The sequence below is a fragment of the Bacillus sp. RZ2MS9 genome, assembly GCF_001816185.2.
In the GTDB taxonomy this organism is placed as follows: domain Bacteria; phylum Bacillota; class Bacilli; order Bacillales; family Bacillaceae_G; genus Bacillus_A; species Bacillus_A cereus.
Window position 1 is genome coordinate 2,927,343 of sequence record NZ_CP049978.1, and the last position, 17,561, is coordinate 2,944,903.

The window sequence follows — 17,561 nt, forward strand, 5'->3', positions numbered from 1 at the left end:
TAAGCCCCTTCTTATTCTTTCATTACAATCCATTTATTCGTTCTACTGTATTTCTTTGGTGAAGTACCGATAATTAAAGGAACCGCATCCAGTTCCTTTCGACGAAAGCCTGCTGTGTAAAAGTAAGAAGAAGATATAGGCGTATCTTGGTCTGATATCGAGGCAAGTACCTTTAATACATTTTGCAAATGTTTCCGATTATCCCCATTTTTTATATGTAGCAAACCGTTATCTTTTACACTATTGATCCATACTTCAAACGAACAGTTTTGCATAAGAAGTTGTTTGCATATACCTGCTGTTAATTCAATTAGTTGCTCTATATCATTTCGCAAAGAAACACCACTTTTATTTTGCAAGTTGAGATAAATCGCGTATTTATCACATTGTGTTCGCTCATACTTTTTCGCAGTTATCGTCCCTGTTTTCGCTGTTGCACTCCAGTGGACGGAACGAAAATCTTCATTTTCATAAGACTTTACTCCCATTACTTTCGTTTCATCATATAAGGGTGAAGACATCGCTTTTCGAAATCCTCGTGACCATTCTTGTAATTCAGGAACTTGTATTTTCGGAACAGCTGGTAAGACTAAATAAGAGGGCGTATCAACTTGTTTATATGTTATATGGTTCGTTATAAATCCAAAGAGATCAGTAATAACAATTTCAACTTCTTCCCATTTCGCGATGCCTCTTTTTAACGCTACAGCTTGCAAATCAAATGAAACTGACTCCCTTCCTTTTAAATTAAAATTCATATAATAATTTGAACCTGTACTATGATTTTTGTTTATTTCATCATGATTCCAAGTTAGCTTATTTTCACATTTAAATCGAAATACGATATTAAGAATAGGAAATATCGACTTGTTTGAAATTTTCATTTTGCACATATTCGTTTCACCTATAAAAACATTCGAATTCCCTTGACTGTATTCCCATTCAACACGAGATACTTTACGTATATATACATGCATAGCACCTATTAAAATTACATATAAAAATACGAGAGATAAAAACAGTAGATTACTTGAAAATACACTTAAAATAACGGCTACAACTGACATAACCCCCATTACGAAAGGCTCCGCTAAAGGTGTATACACAAGCTGTTGATTCATCGTACATTCTCCACTGGCACACTAATCGTATGAAGAATTTCTTTCATAATTTGTTCTTTCGTCGTTTTCATCTCTCCCTCAATCGTTAACGTTAAACGATGAGCACAAACTGATGCAGCGAGCGTCTTAATATCATCTGGTGTACAGTAATCTCTTTCATTTAATATTGCCCGTGCTTGAATTGCTCTCATAAATGCCAACGTTCCCCGAGGGCTTACACCAATTTCAATTAACTCATGGTTACGAGTTGCTTCAATAATTTCAAGGAGATAATCTTGCACATCATTCCCTACTAACACTTCTCTTGCACGCTTTTGCATCGTAATAATTTCTTCACTTGAAATAATAAAATGTAACGTTTCTAATGGATCATTCATTTGAAACCGATTCATCATTTCCTTTTCAGCTTCTCTCGTAGGATAACCTTGGCGTATTGTGAGTAAAAACCGGTCTAACTGAGCATCTGGTAACGGAAATGTGCCCGCTGATTCGAGTGGATTTTGCGTTGCTATAACTAAAAAAGGTTCTGGTAATGAATGTGTCTGTTTCGCAATTGTAACAGTACGCTCTTCCATAACCTCAAGTAACGAAGATTGTGTTCTCGGTACAGCTCGATTAATTTCATCCACTAATACGATATTTGCAAAAATGGGTCCTAACCTTGTTTTAAAATCCGATTCCTTTACATGAAAATATTCAAGACCAATAACATCTCCAGGCAAAGTATCCGCTGTAAATTGTATTCTTTGAAATTTAGCGTCCACACTTTTAGCCAAACTTTTCGCTAATGTTGTTTTTCCTGTCCCAGGTACATCTTCTAATAAAATATGTCCCCTTGCTATAAGAGCTATAGCTGCCAGTTCAATCGATTCATCTTTTCCTATGATAACTTTCGAAATATTATTAGTAATCTTCTTTAATGTACTCATATAGTATCTTCCACCTTTTAATTATCTAAAAATTAAGAATTTTTTCAAATTATAACATGTAATTCGAAGATGAAATAGAGTGAAAATGAATCTTTTATTTTTTCTTCATTGCACGCAAAAAAGCACCTATTGTCGTATATTGACAATGAGGTGCTTAACTCAATCCAACACCCTTCTTTCCCTCTAATTTTTAGTAACGATACATCCTTTTTTCTGCCACGCATGCATTGTTTTCAATTAACTAGTAAAATGCATTCTAATATTACATATAATAAAAAACATTTCGATTTGTTCGTTATAGAACTTCCTCTACATCGACACTCTCTATCTTTACTTCATACATATTTGGGATACTTGCTTCTTTTGGTACCCATGCATAATAATTTTGATCATTTTCTAATATAAATTGAACTAACTTTGTTTCTGAAACATTCCAGAAATTTTTAAGATTATCAATGTAGTCTTCTAAATCTTCTTTATAGTCCAGTTGTAATATATAATCTCTTACCGTCAGGGCAAACACAATTAAACTTCCTAATAGATTTTTTTGCTCATTTTCTTCTTCATACTCTTGTGATAAGAACCACACTTGACCTATTCCTATCGTTTTTTTGTATTTTTCATAAAAACTACTATCATCCATATTCTCATAATCATGTATTAATTCATTGACCAATGAATGCCATTTTGGCGGAATAATATTTTCCAATGCAGGATTATGTTCAATTCCTTCTACTATATCCTCGATTTCTTCTGTCTCATCTTCATAGTGATATTCACTTAGGTCTATATGCTTGAATTTCATTTCATTTTTGTAATGTGCCAAATCATATGGATAGTGATTATTATCTTTTAAACATGTATCATCAAGTTCCAAAATTTTCGCAAGCGCCGCCGTTTCAAAACTCCAATATCCTACATATCCAGGTTCTTTATGGGCATTTTTCCATTCATAATCATAATGGCCTTTAAACCATTCTTTCTCCATATACGTTTGCAATCTTTTAGACGCTTCTTTTTTATCTGTTTGTGCAAGTTCTATAATCTCTCTCGTTTTTGCATATGGATTTTCTTTATAATATCTATTCGTCACTTTTGTGTATCCGATATCACTAGCGTATAAGAGGAAATCAATTACTGCGTCATTCATATTTTCCTTCTCAACTAGCTTAGCTAAACTTACAAGATTCTTTTTCTCCGTCTCTAATAAAATCCCTAGAGATATCATCCAAATTAGATTTAAATATCCAACTTCTTTTTTTCCTATATGCTTCAAATTAATAAGAGCGTTGTCAAAATCTCCTTCTATTGTATGGATAGCTTCTCCTAGGGAATATTTTGCATTAACATTATCCAAATCGTATATAAAATTTGACTGATAGAATTCTTCTATGATACTTATATTATCATTAGGATACCTTTGAATACCTTTTTTTTCATCTTCTTCTAAACTTTTAATTTCAACTCTATTTTCCTCAATAAACTCTTTATTATATTCTATTACTTCTCTACATTTTTTTTCTATACATAAATGATCTCTCATACCTTTCAATTCCTCCTGGCTTCTAAACTTATGGCCATTCTCCAATAATGTCTCCCTTTGCATCTATTCTATAAGTTTTAACGTTCCCAGTACTATCAACTTTTGATAGTACTCTTTCCACTTCACCTTTTTTCAATGCATTCGTAATTTTTATTGATAATTTCATATCTCCATCAACAGCCTTCAATATCCTACTTTTTCGCGTCTTCGCACCATTCAACCAATCATTTGACATTTGTCGTCCATCTTTAGTTTTCCCCAATTGTGAACTACCAAACTTAGCTTCATCTATAACGTATTTGATCTTTGATTCTGCATTTGCATTTTCGTATAATCCATCAATTCCTTTTACTATTTTATCATTTATGCCTGATGGTGCACTTTTTCCGACTGGCTTTAAATCAAATCCAGCTTCTTTTAAACTTTGATTATTCAATAAATTGTCACTAGATTTTATTTCACCATAATTACCTTTTTGCTTATTTGTAGCTGTTTTTGCATCAAAATTATCTACAGTTGTATTTTTGTTACTGCTAGGTTTACCGTTAGCCGCACCTCCACCAGAAGACCGGATTTTTTGAATAGTATCCTTAGTATTTTGAATCGATTTATTCCAAACAAATCCACCATGTACAAAAAGACTTGCCCCAGTAGCTGTTGCTGCTATATCTAATGGAATAACAATTGGTGACGCTAACCCACCAGTTCCTACTTCTGCCACGATAGTTAAGAAATTAGATCCGCCTATGAGCGAAATACCTTCAAATATTTCTACAATGGACCCGGCTATTTAATAATTTTGCCCTGTTTTTTTAATGTTTTTTGACATTGAAAAACATACTATATAGCATCAATTGAAGCCTATGTGCCTGTGAAATGTGAGGTACGAAAGTGCATTCGCTCAAATAATAATTTTCAATTTAAATCAACAAAAGAGACCTCAAATGTGAAGTCTCTTTTGTTGAGTCTTTTTCATCTATAACTTCCTCTTTACTTATTCAATATCAGACAATCTTCCTTATTGAAATATAATAAAATCCTAATAAAAACGCGTTCTTCAAAAAGTTCTTTTTCTGCCCTACGAATCTAGTAAAATGGCTATAAGATATTACAAATTTAAGCTACGCTTAACTTGCACCAATAAATCCATTAATCCATTTCTTTCTGGATTTTTTTCCACTTCTTTTTTCACATGTTCTTCCAAATAATTATAAAAAGTTTCAAAGTCCAAATACACTTGTTGTTCAGACTCAACAGCTGGAGAATCTAATTCAACTAACACATGTTTATCATCTAAAGGTGTAGGTAGCTGTGACATATCAAATTCATCTAAATCAGACTAAAAATGAACGAATACTATTTCTTGTCCAAACCCCTCTTTTTTTACAAAAAAACTCAAAGCTCTTTCCAAGTACTTACCGTTTATAAAGTTAAAATATATTGACATCAATTCATCATTTTTCTCTTTATCTTCAATAAATTCAAAATTACTATTCATTTTATCCTCCTATAAATATTGTATCTTGATAATATCAGTCTAGAATTGGGAAAAAGTTAATTATCTCCCCAGCATCATTTAAATAACCTCTGAACTTCAATCCATTTATTAATTCCTAATTAGTTCTGCATCAATCTTACTTCTAGCTCACTAGATCCCTTACCAACATTACCCTTATAGCTACTTTAACACAAACTAAAAAATCCACAGTGTAAAAAGTTGAACACTGTGGATTTTTACATTTATTTTCCTTGATAATGCACCATATCATAAGGGTAGTATAAAGTATTTTTTAAACTTGAATCATCTAATTTTAAAATCTTTACGATTGCTCCGCTTTCGTAACTCCAATAACCATTGTAGATATCATTTTTATTTTCATGTGAATCATACCAGCCTGTATCACTATGCCCCTTATACCATTTTCCCTCTAAATATTCTTTCAATTCCTTTACTGATTCTTCTTTATTCTTTGCATTGACCACACGATAAATTGATTTATATGGGTCTGCAAAGATAAATTCTGTGGTATTCCCTTCCCAATTTTCATCTTTATAACTAAATAAAAAATCAATCAAATAATCATTCAATTTCTCTTTTTCTACCAACTTTTCTAATTCAATTATATAATCTTTTGAAACATCTAGCATTATCCCAATAGAAAGAACCCACAATAAATCTATATATCTATATTTGCCACTCCACCCCTTTTTCATCGCCTCAATTATTTCGGGGTAAAAATCTCTTAGTACTTCCATAGGTCTTCCCATTGAATATAAACAATTAAATTTATCAATACAAATTGATTCAATATATCCATAAGCTCTTTTAATACTACCTAAATCATTTGGTCTTTCATTTTTTACTTTCATTGCTAATTCTTTATACTTTTCTATTCTATTATTTTGTCTATTTAAATAATCCTCGAAATAATCTTCATTTTTTAAAATATCTCTCATTTCATTCTCCTTACTCAATTATTTTCTTCCCAGAAGAATCCAAAATGCTTTTAACCACATTACCATCCTTATCAACATTAATTAGTATATTTTGTACATTTTCAGGATTCAAAAACATTTCTTCTCCAACAGTTGATTCCAAACGTCTAGAACCATCTATCCATGTTTCGCTCATTTGCTTTCCATCTTTTTTATTTGAAAGTTGCGCAGTATTATACTTAGCCTCCGCTATTACATACTTAGGCGGCGGAGATGAATTTTCATATATACCATCTATTCCCTTAACAATTTTTTGATCTAATGTTAATACACGATCATCACTAATTCTAGTATATGTTTGACTTTCAAAAAAGTCATCCATCTTCATTTCACCATAATTCCCTTTACGCTTCGTTGTTTTTAAAGCTACTTCGCCACTTTCTACTGATTCTATTACCGTACGTTGTTGTGCTCTAGCTGCTTCTAATGTTTGGGCTACTTTTCCAGATTCCTTAGATATTTCACCAGTTTTACCCGTACCCTTACCACCATCTTTAGACTTCGCAAACTTATAATAACCTTCTATTAATTCGCCTTGAGGTATTTTGGTTACGTTAGTTCCACCAATACTAGAGAATGCATAGGAAGCCTCTCTCTTAAATGATTGTAACATTTCAAGCGTAGGCTTCAATTCTTTTGCTAATTTTACTACATTAGCAATTATACTTACTCCATTTGACGCTTTTGCTCCTTTTGCGATATGGCCTATTGAAGATTCAGTTAGACTCTTATATATCTATATAAACAAATAATAAAAACAACATGTTGATGAAGTTGCTAAAAATCAATTAGATATTATGGAAGGTTATACAAAATCCCGAAATGTGGATATTCGAATAAAAAACTCCAGTCATGATTCATAAAATCACTGGAGTTTTCATCTTAATACATACTATAGTTTTTATCATTCATCCGATTACAAAAGCCGTTTCCTAATCGAACGAGCTTCTACCCTCTTTTCAATAAGACTACATTCTCGAACTATGATTATTTGATAAAATATTTCTTCTTATTTCAATCAATTAAATCCATATAATATAAATCATTTTCTGATATTTTTGCAAGAAAATCTTCTAGTGAATCGGCAATTTTAAATTCATCATAATAAATCCCATTATTTTCTTCTGTTGTTAATTTAATTGAAATTAAAACTGTTTCATTACCTTCAAAAAAGATTATTTCTTCTTCAAGATCATCATAAACTTCAATGTCTGGAAAAAATTCATAATCATTTTGCTTTAATCGAAAATCTCTAATAGAATAAGGATCCATAATACGATTAATATTGTACTTAGAACCTTTGATAAAGCCATACCCAACATTTAAGAAGAAATCTTTTAGTTCTTTTGGAAATTTCAAACCTAATACCTCTTCCACTTCTTCTATCTCTTCTAATGCTACTGGATAAAAGCTATTATGTTTATTTGATACTAGATAATCATACTTCATATTATTTACCTCCATTAAAAAGTTTATTTCCTGGTGAACCCGAACCATGAATACCAGCTTGATGCTCATTAGGAAATTTAGCAGGATGGATATTCCACCACTCATGTTCCCCACGATAAGAGTTTTCAATTATATGATGAGCATCATAAGGTTCTCCTTTTTTTCTTAAGATTTTTCCTGTTTTCTCTGAAATCACATCTTCTGTATAAGTTGGCCATTTTTGACCAGTTTGTTTTTCCCATTCATCAATTAATGAATTCTTAATTTTATTAAACTCTCGTCTATATCTCTTTGTTTCTGAAGACGTCATCTTTTTATATTCTGTATTTCTTAATGCACTTTTTAATTCTTCCATTTGTTTTTTTGGTATTTTTCTATTTGTCTGTGTTTCAATATCTCGTACATATTTTCTAATTAGTTCTCCATCAATCTTACTTCCAGCCCCACTGACGCCCTTACCAACACCACCCGTACCCTTACCACCATCTTTAGACTTCGCAAACTTATAAAAAGCTTCTAATAATTCGCCTTGTGGTATTTTGGTTACAATAGTTCCACCAACACTAGAGAATGCATAGGAAGCATTTCTCTTAAATGATTGTAACATTTCAAGCGTAGGCTTCAATTCTTTTGCTAGTTTTACTGCGTTAGCAAATGTACTTACTCCACTTGATGCTTTTGCTCCTTTTGTGATATGGCCTACTTTATTTAGTGCCCTATCGCCTAATATTGTGGTAGCTATTTGTGTTAATCCATAGGTAGTCAATTCTGTACGACTCTCTGCATCTCCCTCTATCATATCTCGTTTTATTTTATTTGAAAATGCATGCCACATATTTTTTGCAGTTTCATCCAAATGGAAAAGTGCATAGGTTACATTAATAAAAGTTCCTATGTCCATATTACTTAAAGCTATTGCGGACTCGATTTCATCACCAATAGCTTTCCCCGATCCTCTTTGAATAGCTTCCCACATCTTTTTCGCTGTTTCAAACGTGCTAACTATACCGTCTGCCGCATCGTCCCAAGCATTTCTAACCGGAGATTTCTCCTCAATTATGTTATTTGTTTCTATATCTTTAATTGACTGATCGTTTTTTCGAGCTGTTTCTTCTATAATCCCCTGAATCGAACTCACCCAATCCATATTCAACCCTTGTGTACTAAACGTACCACTCACAGGGCTAAATCCTTTCCCGCTTTGCACTTCAGCGAGTCCGGCTGTGATGCTAGCCGCTAATTGGAGGGCGGTGCTGTAGTTGTTGCTGGATGAATGATTGAATTCATATAAATGCTCTAGTTTTTCTTCCAGTTTTTTTCTCATTGCACCTAATACCGTTACAATTGCACCTACTCCGGGCATTGGTGTAAGTACTTCTATTGCTTCTATACTTGTAATCGATTGATTAATTCCCCTTATTTGTTCTCTTATTTCTTGTTCAATCACATCTGTCGAAGCAACTTTCGCTTGGAACTCATTTGGAAATGCTTCATTTTGGCGAATTAATTCTTCACATAAGCATATGATTCCTTGCGCTAATGGCCGAAATGTTTGGACAAGGTAGGCTTTTGCACTACTGTATGTTTGTCCTTGTAATACTGTGTCTATCGCAAATGCATCAATAGATTGAATGGCTTGTTCCATACTTTGAATCGTAGCATTACATATAGCGTTCATACTTTGAGTTTGACTTTGTACTTCTCCCAAATACATGTTTAAACTCATGTATTGGCCTCCCTTTGTAGTTGCTGCTGTTCATAGGAAAGGTTGTTTTCTTTCTCGCTGAGATGCCGTTTTTCTTTAAGCAACGTCTCTTTTTCTTTTTCTAATTCGAATGTAAGTTTTCTTTCGTACTGCCCGATCTCTTGCCGCATATTCGTAAAAAGGTGAAACACTTCTTTGTCGTCGTGCCAAGTTTCTAGTATTCGGTTAAATAAACGATTGCTTCTATTTTTCCATTCATGAAAACTAGCCTCAGCTCGTTCTTGATTTTGCAGCGCGATTCGGTTTTCATTTTGTTCTTCAAATATAATTCGTAATTTTTGATTACATTGACTGATTCTCGTTTCAATTTCTTGACTCATCTTTTCTCCCTACCTTTTCCCCTTTACGTAGGTTGTTACATTATTGAAAAGTCTTTTGAAGTCCAGTATCCATTTTCTCAAATTCATTTGCTACGGAATGGATATTATCAATCGTTTGTTGAAAAGCAGCGCAAAATTGTGTCGTGATCTGTAAATTTTGTTGATTTGCTTCTTGCGCTTTAAAGTTCACAGATAGTGTCGTACGCGTTGCCTTATTTATAGAGCGACTAGTAGCACTTTGCATTCGATCTGAAGCATTTCTCATTTTCGTTGCAAGTTGCGTTGCCCTATGCAAATTACTTTGAAATTCTCCCATCACTTACTCCCCTCTACCTTATATTTTCAAGAAAATTATAACATGGAAAAATATTCCAATAAACCGAATGTTCGAATTTAACACGTAATTCACTGCTATTACTGAATATGAAAGCAATACTTATCTTTCAACATAACTGTGTCGAAAGTAGGTTCTACTTATACAAAAAAAGATGACCTCAGCTATACGCTAAAGTCATCTTTTCTACCTTATTATTTCACTAACTCTCCATTATAAGCTTTTATATCTAATGGAGCAGTTAAATACTGTGCTGCTTTACTAACGAAAGATGTGAAGTGTTCACTCGTATTATGGCTCGCAACTGCTGCTTCATCTTTCCATACTTCTACCATCGTATAAACACTTTCTTTTTCTGTATCTTTATATAAATCATAAGATACATTTCCACTTTCTTCTCTTGAACCGTGAATGAGTGGCTGAATTTCTTCTAAAAATGATTGTTGTTTTGCTGGGTCTACTTGAAATATTGCGTGAATAATAATCATGGTGTTTCCCCTTTCATATTCCATATATTTCTATGACCTAATTAGATTACTTCCACTCAGCAACTTTGTCAATTGGAAGACGTACTGATTGGTAACCACTATCAGCAGCTTTTCCGATTGAAATTAACATTACTGGTACGTAACGTTCTTTATCTAGTCCAAATGCTTCTGCGATTTGGTCTTTTTCAAATCCACCAATTGGACAAGTATCGTAACCGTGAGCACGAGCTGCTAGCATAAATTGCATTGCTACAAGACCACCGTCAATTAGCACTGTATCTTTCATGACTTCTGGTGTAACCATTGAGAAGTAAGCTGAAAGTTTTTTCATTTGATCTTCTTTTACTTCTGCTGGCATTAAACCGCGCTCTACTGCTGTACCATAAATTTCTTCTGCGTTATCAAAGTTATTTAAATCACCAAATAAAGCGATCATCGCTGAAGATGTTTCTACTTGTGATTGGTTGAATTTCGCAAGTGGCGCAAGTGTTGCTTTCGCTTCGTCACTTTCAATCACTACGAATCTCCATGGTTGCATGTTTACTGAAGATGGTGCAAGTGTTGCTTCTGTAAGAATTTCTGTCATTTCTTCTTTGCTAATTTTCACTGAAGGGTCGTACTTACGAATTGAACGACGTCCTGTTAAAATTTCGTTAAAATCATTTGTTTTTACTGAGTTAGTCATAGTTGTATTCTCCCTTTTTTATAATTCTTTTATATTTTCTTGAATGTGATTTAACATATTTAAAAGATTATCGCGTTCTTCCTCACTTAATCCTTTAAATGCAGATGCTGCAAAACGTTCTTTTTCCTCTTGAAATGCTTGAATTTTATTTCGTCCCTCTTCAGTAAGAGAAACTAACGTAATTCTGTTATCATCTGGATTTTTACGTCTTACAATCATTTCATTGGCCTCAAGCTGCTTTAAATGCCTTGTTATCGCAGCATTATCAATATTCACTTCTTGTTGAAGTGCTTTTTGACTAATTTCACCTACTTCATATAACTGAAGTATAAGCTCTAATCGAGACTGGCTCATACCCGTACACCCTTCAAATTTCGAACTTACTTCTTTATTTAGAAAGTGTAATTTATATAAAATAATCGCTTCTTTTGAGCATGAACTTGTCAAATTAACCCTCCTTTACAATCAAAATAAAAGCATTTGATGTATCAATAGTTGATATGTCAATTAATATAATCTATATCGATTTAGAATGCAAGCATTTTGTTTTCATTTTATTTTTTCCAAATTAAGGCGCTTTGTAGCGTTACAAATAATGTTAATTGCACTATAATAATACTAATTTAAAGAACTGGAGAGTGATTGATAATGCGGCAATATACAAATAGAAATGAGGAATTGAAAATGGAAAATGAAATGAGGATATTCACAAATGACAACAATAAATATAGGGATTGTCGCGCACGTAGACGCTGGCAAGACGAGTTTGACTGAGCGTATTCTTTATGAAACGAATGTGATTAAAGAAATTGGCCGAGTAGATAGTGGTAATACACAAACTGACTCAATGGAATTAGAAAGACAACGCGGAATTACGATTAAAGCATCTGTCGTTTCTTTCTTTATTGATGCTGTAAAAGTAAATGTCATTGATACACCTGGACACGCTGATTTTATCGCTGAAGTGGAGCGATCATTCCGCGTTCTAGACGGTGCGATTTTAGTTATCTCTGCCGTTGAAGGTGTGCAAGCACAAACAAAAATTTTAATGCGAACATTACAGAAACTAAACATACCGACTATTTTATTCGTTAATAAAATTGATCGTAGTGGCGCAAACAATGAAAAAGTTATGAAACAAATAAAAGAGGTTCTTTCAAATGAAGCATTCCCCTTCTATTCTGTTCTAAACGAAGGAACGAAAGAAGCCCGGATCATTGAATACAAATCATATGACGATTGTATGGAACTGTTAGCACCATTTAATGAATCATTACTTGAATCATATGTAAATAACGAAATAATACCGGACGCACTATTAAGAGAAAAACTAGAACAGCAAATACAGCAAGCGAATGTGTATCCAATCTTTTTCGGTTCAGCAATGACTGGTATGGGCGTAACAGAACTTCTTGAAAAACTTCCGGCTCTCATTCCAGCTCTTACATCGGCACAAGAGGAACCATTATCCGGTGTTGTTTTTAAAATTGAACGTGAACCTTCTGGAGAAAAGGTTGCTTATATAAGAGTTTTTTCAAGTAGCTTACATGTTAGAAAATATGTTAATATACAGCGCAGTAAGTCTCTATTTCATAAAGAAAAGATAAAAAAAATGTGCCTATTTCATAATGGAGATACCGTTCAAACTTCTACCGTTCCTAGCGGTGAGTTTTGTAAAGTGTGGGGGCTGAATGATATTAAAATTGGTGATATTATCGGTGAACGTACGGATTATATAAAAGATATTCACTTTGCCGAACCACAAATGGAAGCTGCCATTGATGCGGTACCTAAAGAGCAAATTCATAATTTATACGCTGTTCTTATGGAACTATGTGAAGAAGATCCGCTCATTAAAGTTTGGAAAGACGATGTTCATAATGAACTATATATTCGCCTTTTCGGTGAGGTACAAAAAGAAGTAATTGAAACAACACTTTATGAGAAATATAATTTGCAGGTTAATTTTTCAAATACGCGAGTTGTATGTATCGAGAAACCAATTGGCGTAGGCAATTCTGTTGAAGTAATGGGTGAAAAAGAGAATCCATTTTACGCAACAATCGGATTCAAAGTTGAACGTGGTGAACTTAATTGCGGTATAACATATAAATTAGGTGTTGAGCTCGGCTCACTACCTTTAGCATTTCATAAAGCGATTGAAGATACGGTATTTCAAACGTTAAAACAAGGATTATATGGGTGGGAAGTTACAGATATTATCGTCACGTTAACACATACTGGTTATGCTAGTCCTGTTACAACAGCGAGTGACTTTAGAAACTTAACACCGCTCGTTTTAATGGATGCTTTAAAACAAGCTGCAACATATGTATATGAACCAGTTAATGCGTTTGAATTAACTGTACCGGAGCAAGCAATTAGTACCGCAATGTATAAGCTCGCTGCCGTTCCAGCAACTTTTGCAGAGCCTATATTCAATAACAATTCTTATCAGTTAACAGGATCATTACCTGTTGCGAAAACAGAGAGTTTCAAACGAATACTACATTCATTTACAGAAGGAGAAGGCATATTTACAACGAAGCCAGCTGGTTTCACAAAACTTATGGCTCCCTTCCCTACTCGAAAACGTGTTGATTATAATCCGCTGAATCGTAAGGATTATTTACTTCATGTTTTGAAGGCTTATTAAAGTAAAAGAGGTGCAATTCGCACCTCTTTTGCATGTATTAATAGGTTAGTTTGTCCTAACAACTTCTTTAAGTTTTCCTATTATTTTCGCTATAGCCTCAATTGAATTTTCCGTTTCATATCCCCCAACATTTACAGAATGATTTGCATTTTTGACAACTTCAATCTGTAAATTCGTTTTATATAACTGATCAATTTGATCTGCATTGTATTGGTGATCTTTATCCCCAATAACTAAAAACCCTTCGTGTCGACTATGTAAGATAGAATCAAAAATTGTATCAAACGTCAGTAAAGGTGTAAGTAGTATCATTTTTGACTGCGCGAATTCTTCTCTCTTCACTAAATCATTTGCAATCGGAATTGTTCCGAGTGACTTCCCTAAAAACATAGTCTCGTTGTATTGCTCATCTTTTAATACTTCATTTATTACAGGATTAATATCATCCATCATTACTTTCGTTACTTCTTCCATTGGTTTATTCATTAATTGTCCATCATAAGAATAATGAATATGTACAACATCTATTTTATGTTCAAGCATTAACATCGTTGCGTAATAAAATAACGGCTTATCATAATTGTATCCTGAACCTGAAAACATAAAACAAACCGTACTAGAACCTTTTTCGATATGTGTGTAACGAATTACTTTGTCATTTATATGTACCTCTTTTTTAGTCCCCTTCACCGTTTTCTCCTCCGAATACGTTTACTTTTGTAATACGTTTACTTTTGTAATACGATATGTTCTGTGTGAACTGATACATCCTTTACTTTCTCTTTTATAAATGCAGGCTGTAAGTTATATGTATGCAGTTCTTCTACTGGCACCCATCTAAACAAATACGTTCTACCCTCTTCTTCCAAAATATATTGATCCGCTCCACTCGCAGGTAACTCATGTAGCTCTACTTCATAATAAAAACTAATTTCATGAAACTTTCGCTCAGAAAGTGTAAAGAAATTTTCTACTGACCATATTAATCTCTTCCCTTTAATAGGAACACCTAGTTCTTCTGCAAGTTCTCGTTGTAACGCATCCTCACTATTTTCTAGCATTTTCACTCTTCCGCCTGGTACATACCAATAATGTTCCCCTTTGTTTTGAAGAATAAGTATTTTATTATCCAGTTTACAAATTGCTCCGACGCGGTAATTAAAACATGTTTCCTCTACTTTAAACGTAAGATCCAATCTTAACGCCCCCCTTATACAAATATTGAATTATTACAAAACAATTATGTAATTGCTGTACAAATAAGGTTACTAAATTTATTCACTTCATTCAATCATTTCCTAATTTTCTGAACCATTACTTTTCATCGTTACAAGTGTATATACATATGTTACAATCATATTGCACACTAGAAAACATTATGGGGGTACGGATGGAAACGTTATTAATCCAGCAAACTGAGAAATCAAATAAGTTTTGGAAAATCGTTGTGAAAGAAAAAGACTATGTTGTGTTTTACGGAAAAATCGGCACAGCTGGCAGTGTGAAAGCGAAAGAGTTTGAAACAGAAGAAGAATGTATGAAAGAAGCTAACAAACTAATTGCTTCCAAACGTAAAAAGGGATATACAGACCCGTTGCCTGGGGAAGATTACATAAAAGAAAAAACGATAACAGAAGAAGAATTTTGGGAACTACTTAATCGTGCAAAAAGGAAAGGTGAAGACCAAGAAGAACAAATAGAATGGCTTACTTCCCACCTTGCTAAACGTACAGTACATGAAATTGTAGCTTTTGATACGCATATGCATCGTCTTTTGAAAGATTCCTATACCTCCCGTTTATGGGCAGCAGCCTATATTATTATGGGTGGTTGTTCAGATGATACTTTCGATTACTTCCGCGGATGGTTATTATATCAAGGAAAAGAGACATACGAAGCTTGTATTGAAGATCCAGAACGATTAATTCCTGTATTAGAAAATTTGAGTGAGTATGACGTCCCAGAAATAGAAGAACTTTCTTTATATTTCGGTTTCACTGTATATGCAGAAAAAACTGGTGACGAAGATGATACTTACTTTACACTTTACCATGTCTTATCTAATGAAGAATTCGACGATGTAGATTTTGAATTTGACTGGAATGAAGATGATGAAGAAGGTTTAAAAAAGATGTTTCCTAAGCTATGGGAGATGTACGGAGAAGAACCGATTGAGTGGTAGATTAATTATTCGTGAAAAAGTGCCTTGTTTCTTTAGTAACAAGGCACTTTTTTTGATACTATATTTAAATTATCATCTTTCCACTCTCCCACCACTCCATAAAAGTCTTTAAAGAAGGAGCAACCCACGTTCTACTATCATTTTCATGGTTCCATACATATATATCATCTCTTTGTACTTTTCCATTCAAAATGGAATAGCCAAACAAATCACCATTTCCCCCATCAGCAAAAAATAATAAACAGTCAAAAGGCATGTATAAATCCTTAAAATCAACTATATTTCTCATACTCATATTTTCAGTTTTAATTTTTGAAGCAGACCATATAAAGTCACCGTATTCACCTTCTATACCGTTTGTTTCCTGTAATAATTGATATAAATCATTCGGTAACTCCACATGTAAACATTTTTGTATATCAGTAAGTTCATCCTTCGTAGCTGGGTTTTTCAAGCTTAAATTTGATGAGATACTGTGAATGGTGTCTTTCCACATCACCTTTTCCTCCTTATGTGCAATCAAGCATATTCAAAGAACTCCGCTAAATTTATTGATACCATCTTTCTAACAATTCCTTCTCCCTCTCGCCTGAAATACCTGCTTTTAATTCCCATTCTTCCGTACTCTCCATCCACTCATACACATCTGTAACTGTCTCGTCTATTCTTCTAAAAGTAAGCCCTTCATTAACCGCACTTTCGATACAAATAGAAAACCCGCCTCTCCACGGCTTCGTCTCACCATCTAATGGGAAAGTTTCTGGAATCCACAAAGGCATTTCTGTCCAAGGCTGCACATTGTGTTCACTCATAAACGATTCGTCTACCCAAACAAATTCAGCATCGCTATTCGTAACTTTTTTACACGTATTTAACAGCTCTTCCATCGTCAATTCATCATTCGGACCTGTTATATTGAATGTACCTGCTTTATTATTTTCTGCCATGTTGAGTCCAAATCTCGCGACATCTTTTATATCAACTATCTGCACTGGACGATTTTTTCTTCCTGGAACTAACACGTTACCTCCTTTTGCTACACGCCCGATCCAGTATGGAAGTCGATCTGTATAATCGAACATTCCTGAAAGAAGTCCTGCTCTTACGTGTAAAACACGCCCCGGCCAATACTTCTCTGCTTCTTTTTCGCATAATACTTTCAGCGCACCATAATGCTCATAAGGAGATATTTCACCATTCTCTACAGCCTTTATTTGCTCTTCCGTCGGTTCAGGTTGTAATATATAGTCTTCTTTTATGTCATGCGGAATCCAATCTTTATATACGGAAAGGCTTGAGATGAATATATAGTGTTCAATATTATCTTTAAGTACTTCTCCAACATTTCTAATGTGATGCGGAGAAAACCCACATGTATCCACAACAACATCCCATTTTCGATTTTCTAAACTTGATACATCACCATTTCTGTCACCGATCAGCTGCTCCACTTCAGGAAAAACTTCTTTGTTTGTTCCGCGGTTAAATAATGTAACTTCATGCCCTCTGTTCAAAGCCTCTTCTACAACAGCTCTTCCCAAAAATCGTGTACCACCTAGTATTAAAATTTTCATTGTTCTCCCCCATTCCTCA

The 17,561-nt window shown here is 33.8% G+C and carries 18 protein-coding genes and 2 pseudogenes; 2 read left to right on the forward strand and 18 right to left on the reverse strand.

Going from position 1 to position 17,561, the window contains the following annotated elements; translation table 11 throughout:
- Window positions 1-11 precede the first annotated feature (11 nt).
- The 14 genes and pseudogenes from BHV55_RS14995 to BHV55_RS15060 all read right to left on the reverse strand — a co-directional run bounded on the left by BHV55_RS14995 (window position 12) and on the right by BHV55_RS15060 (window position 11,577).
- Entirely contained in the window at window positions 12-1,121 is a 1,110-nt protein-coding gene (locus tag BHV55_RS14995; RefSeq protein WP_048568602.1) for a DUF58 domain-containing protein, read from the reverse strand.
- Complete coding sequence (locus BHV55_RS15000; protein WP_070756611.1) at window positions 1,118-2,050, reverse strand: AAA family ATPase; 933 nt, start codon at window positions 2,048-2,050, stop codon at window positions 1,118-1,120. Before BHV55_RS15000 ends, BHV55_RS14995 begins: the two co-directional genes overlap by 4 nt.
- Before the next feature lie 295 nt (window positions 2,051-2,345).
- Window positions 2,346-3,593: a PoNi-like cognate immunity protein gene (locus tag BHV55_RS15005; protein ID WP_070756613.1), complete on the reverse strand. Its 1,248-nt coding sequence runs from the start codon at window positions 3,591-3,593 to the stop codon at window positions 2,346-2,348.
- A gap of 28 nt (window positions 3,594-3,621) precedes the next feature.
- Window positions 3,622-4,383 (reverse strand): annotated as a pseudogene (locus tag BHV55_RS15010) (hypothetical protein); the annotation flags it as partial.
- Between the two features lie 318 nt (window positions 4,384-4,701).
- Window positions 4,702-5,091: pseudogene (locus BHV55_RS15015) on the reverse strand (hypothetical protein).
- Between the two features lie 242 nt (window positions 5,092-5,333).
- Window positions 5,334-6,050, reverse strand: coding sequence for a PoNe immunity protein domain-containing protein (locus tag BHV55_RS15020; protein ID WP_001204727.1), 717 nt, complete (start codon window positions 6,048-6,050; stop codon window positions 5,334-5,336).
- A 10-nt stretch (window positions 6,051-6,060) separates the two neighbouring features.
- A complete protein-coding gene (locus BHV55_RS15025) occupies window positions 6,061-6,702 on the reverse strand; it encodes a hypothetical protein (protein WP_000941898.1) in 642 nt (213 codons plus the stop codon).
- Window positions 6,703-7,103: 401 nt separating this feature from the next.
- Window positions 7,104-7,538, reverse strand: a complete 435-nt coding sequence (locus BHV55_RS15030) for an SMI1/KNR4 family protein (protein WP_000872947.1) — start codon at window positions 7,536-7,538, stop codon at window positions 7,104-7,106.
- 1 nt (window position 7,539) lies between these two features.
- On the reverse strand, window positions 7,540-9,264 hold the full coding sequence (locus BHV55_RS15035) for an LXG domain-containing protein (RefSeq protein WP_070756615.1): 1,725 nt from the start codon (window positions 9,262-9,264) through the stop codon (window positions 7,540-7,542).
- Window positions 9,261-9,623, reverse strand: coding sequence for a DUF3958 family protein (locus BHV55_RS15040; RefSeq protein WP_070756617.1), 363 nt, complete (start codon window positions 9,621-9,623; stop codon window positions 9,261-9,263). Before BHV55_RS15040 ends, BHV55_RS15035 begins: the two co-directional genes overlap by 4 nt.
- Before the next feature lie 40 nt (window positions 9,624-9,663).
- The gene (locus BHV55_RS15045) at window positions 9,664-9,939 is read right to left on the reverse strand and encodes a TIGR04197 family type VII secretion effector (RefSeq protein ID WP_000503629.1); all 276 of its coding nucleotides are present in this window, start codon (window positions 9,937-9,939) and stop codon (window positions 9,664-9,666) included.
- A gap of 212 nt (window positions 9,940-10,151) precedes the next feature.
- Window positions 10,152-10,445 (reverse strand): putative quinol monooxygenase, encoded by a 294-nt coding sequence (locus tag BHV55_RS15050; protein WP_044584585.1) that lies wholly within the window; start codon window positions 10,443-10,445, stop codon window positions 10,152-10,154.
- A gap of 46 nt (window positions 10,446-10,491) precedes the next feature.
- Window positions 10,492-11,130, reverse strand: coding sequence for a nitroreductase family protein (locus BHV55_RS15055; protein ID WP_000185390.1), 639 nt, complete (start codon window positions 11,128-11,130; stop codon window positions 10,492-10,494).
- A gap of 18 nt (window positions 11,131-11,148) precedes the next feature.
- Window positions 11,149-11,577: a MarR family winged helix-turn-helix transcriptional regulator gene (locus tag BHV55_RS15060; protein ID WP_000204172.1), complete on the reverse strand. Its 429-nt coding sequence runs from the start codon at window positions 11,575-11,577 to the stop codon at window positions 11,149-11,151.
- A 265-nt stretch (window positions 11,578-11,842) separates the two neighbouring features.
- Here BHV55_RS15060 and BHV55_RS15065 point away from each other — a divergent pair, with 265 nt between their 5' ends.
- Entirely contained in the window at window positions 11,843-13,786 is a 1,944-nt protein-coding gene (locus BHV55_RS15065; protein ID WP_070756619.1) for an elongation factor G, read from the forward strand.
- Between the two features lie 45 nt (window positions 13,787-13,831).
- Here BHV55_RS15065 and BHV55_RS15070 read toward each other — a convergent pair whose 3' ends face one another.
- Window positions 13,832-14,476 (reverse strand): alpha/beta hydrolase, encoded by a 645-nt coding sequence (locus tag BHV55_RS15070; RefSeq protein WP_070756621.1) that lies wholly within the window; start codon window positions 14,474-14,476, stop codon window positions 13,832-13,834.
- A gap of 38 nt (window positions 14,477-14,514) precedes the next feature.
- On the reverse strand, window positions 14,515-14,982 hold the full coding sequence (locus BHV55_RS15075; RefSeq protein ID WP_000366240.1) for an NUDIX hydrolase: 468 nt from the start codon (window positions 14,980-14,982) through the stop codon (window positions 14,515-14,517).
- A gap of 194 nt (window positions 14,983-15,176) precedes the next feature.
- Between BHV55_RS15075 and BHV55_RS15080 the strand changes: the two genes are divergently transcribed.
- The gene (locus tag BHV55_RS15080) at window positions 15,177-15,968 is read left to right on the forward strand and encodes a DUF4240 domain-containing protein (protein WP_044584587.1); all 792 of its coding nucleotides are present in this window, start codon (window positions 15,177-15,179) and stop codon (window positions 15,966-15,968) included.
- 64 nt (window positions 15,969-16,032) lie between these two features.
- On the opposite strand, the gene BHV55_RS15085 is transcribed toward BHV55_RS15080, so the two are convergent.
- Together BHV55_RS15085 and BHV55_RS15090 are read right to left on the reverse strand one after the other, a co-directional pair.
- On the reverse strand, window positions 16,033-16,464 hold the full coding sequence (locus BHV55_RS15085; RefSeq protein ID WP_000265342.1) for an SMI1/KNR4 family protein: 432 nt from the start codon (window positions 16,462-16,464) through the stop codon (window positions 16,033-16,035).
- 52 nt (window positions 16,465-16,516) lie between these two features.
- The gene (locus tag BHV55_RS15090; protein WP_000697753.1) at window positions 16,517-17,542 is read right to left on the reverse strand and encodes an SDR family oxidoreductase; all 1,026 of its coding nucleotides are present in this window, start codon (window positions 17,540-17,542) and stop codon (window positions 16,517-16,519) included.
- Between the last annotated feature and the right edge of the window lie 19 nt (window positions 17,543-17,561).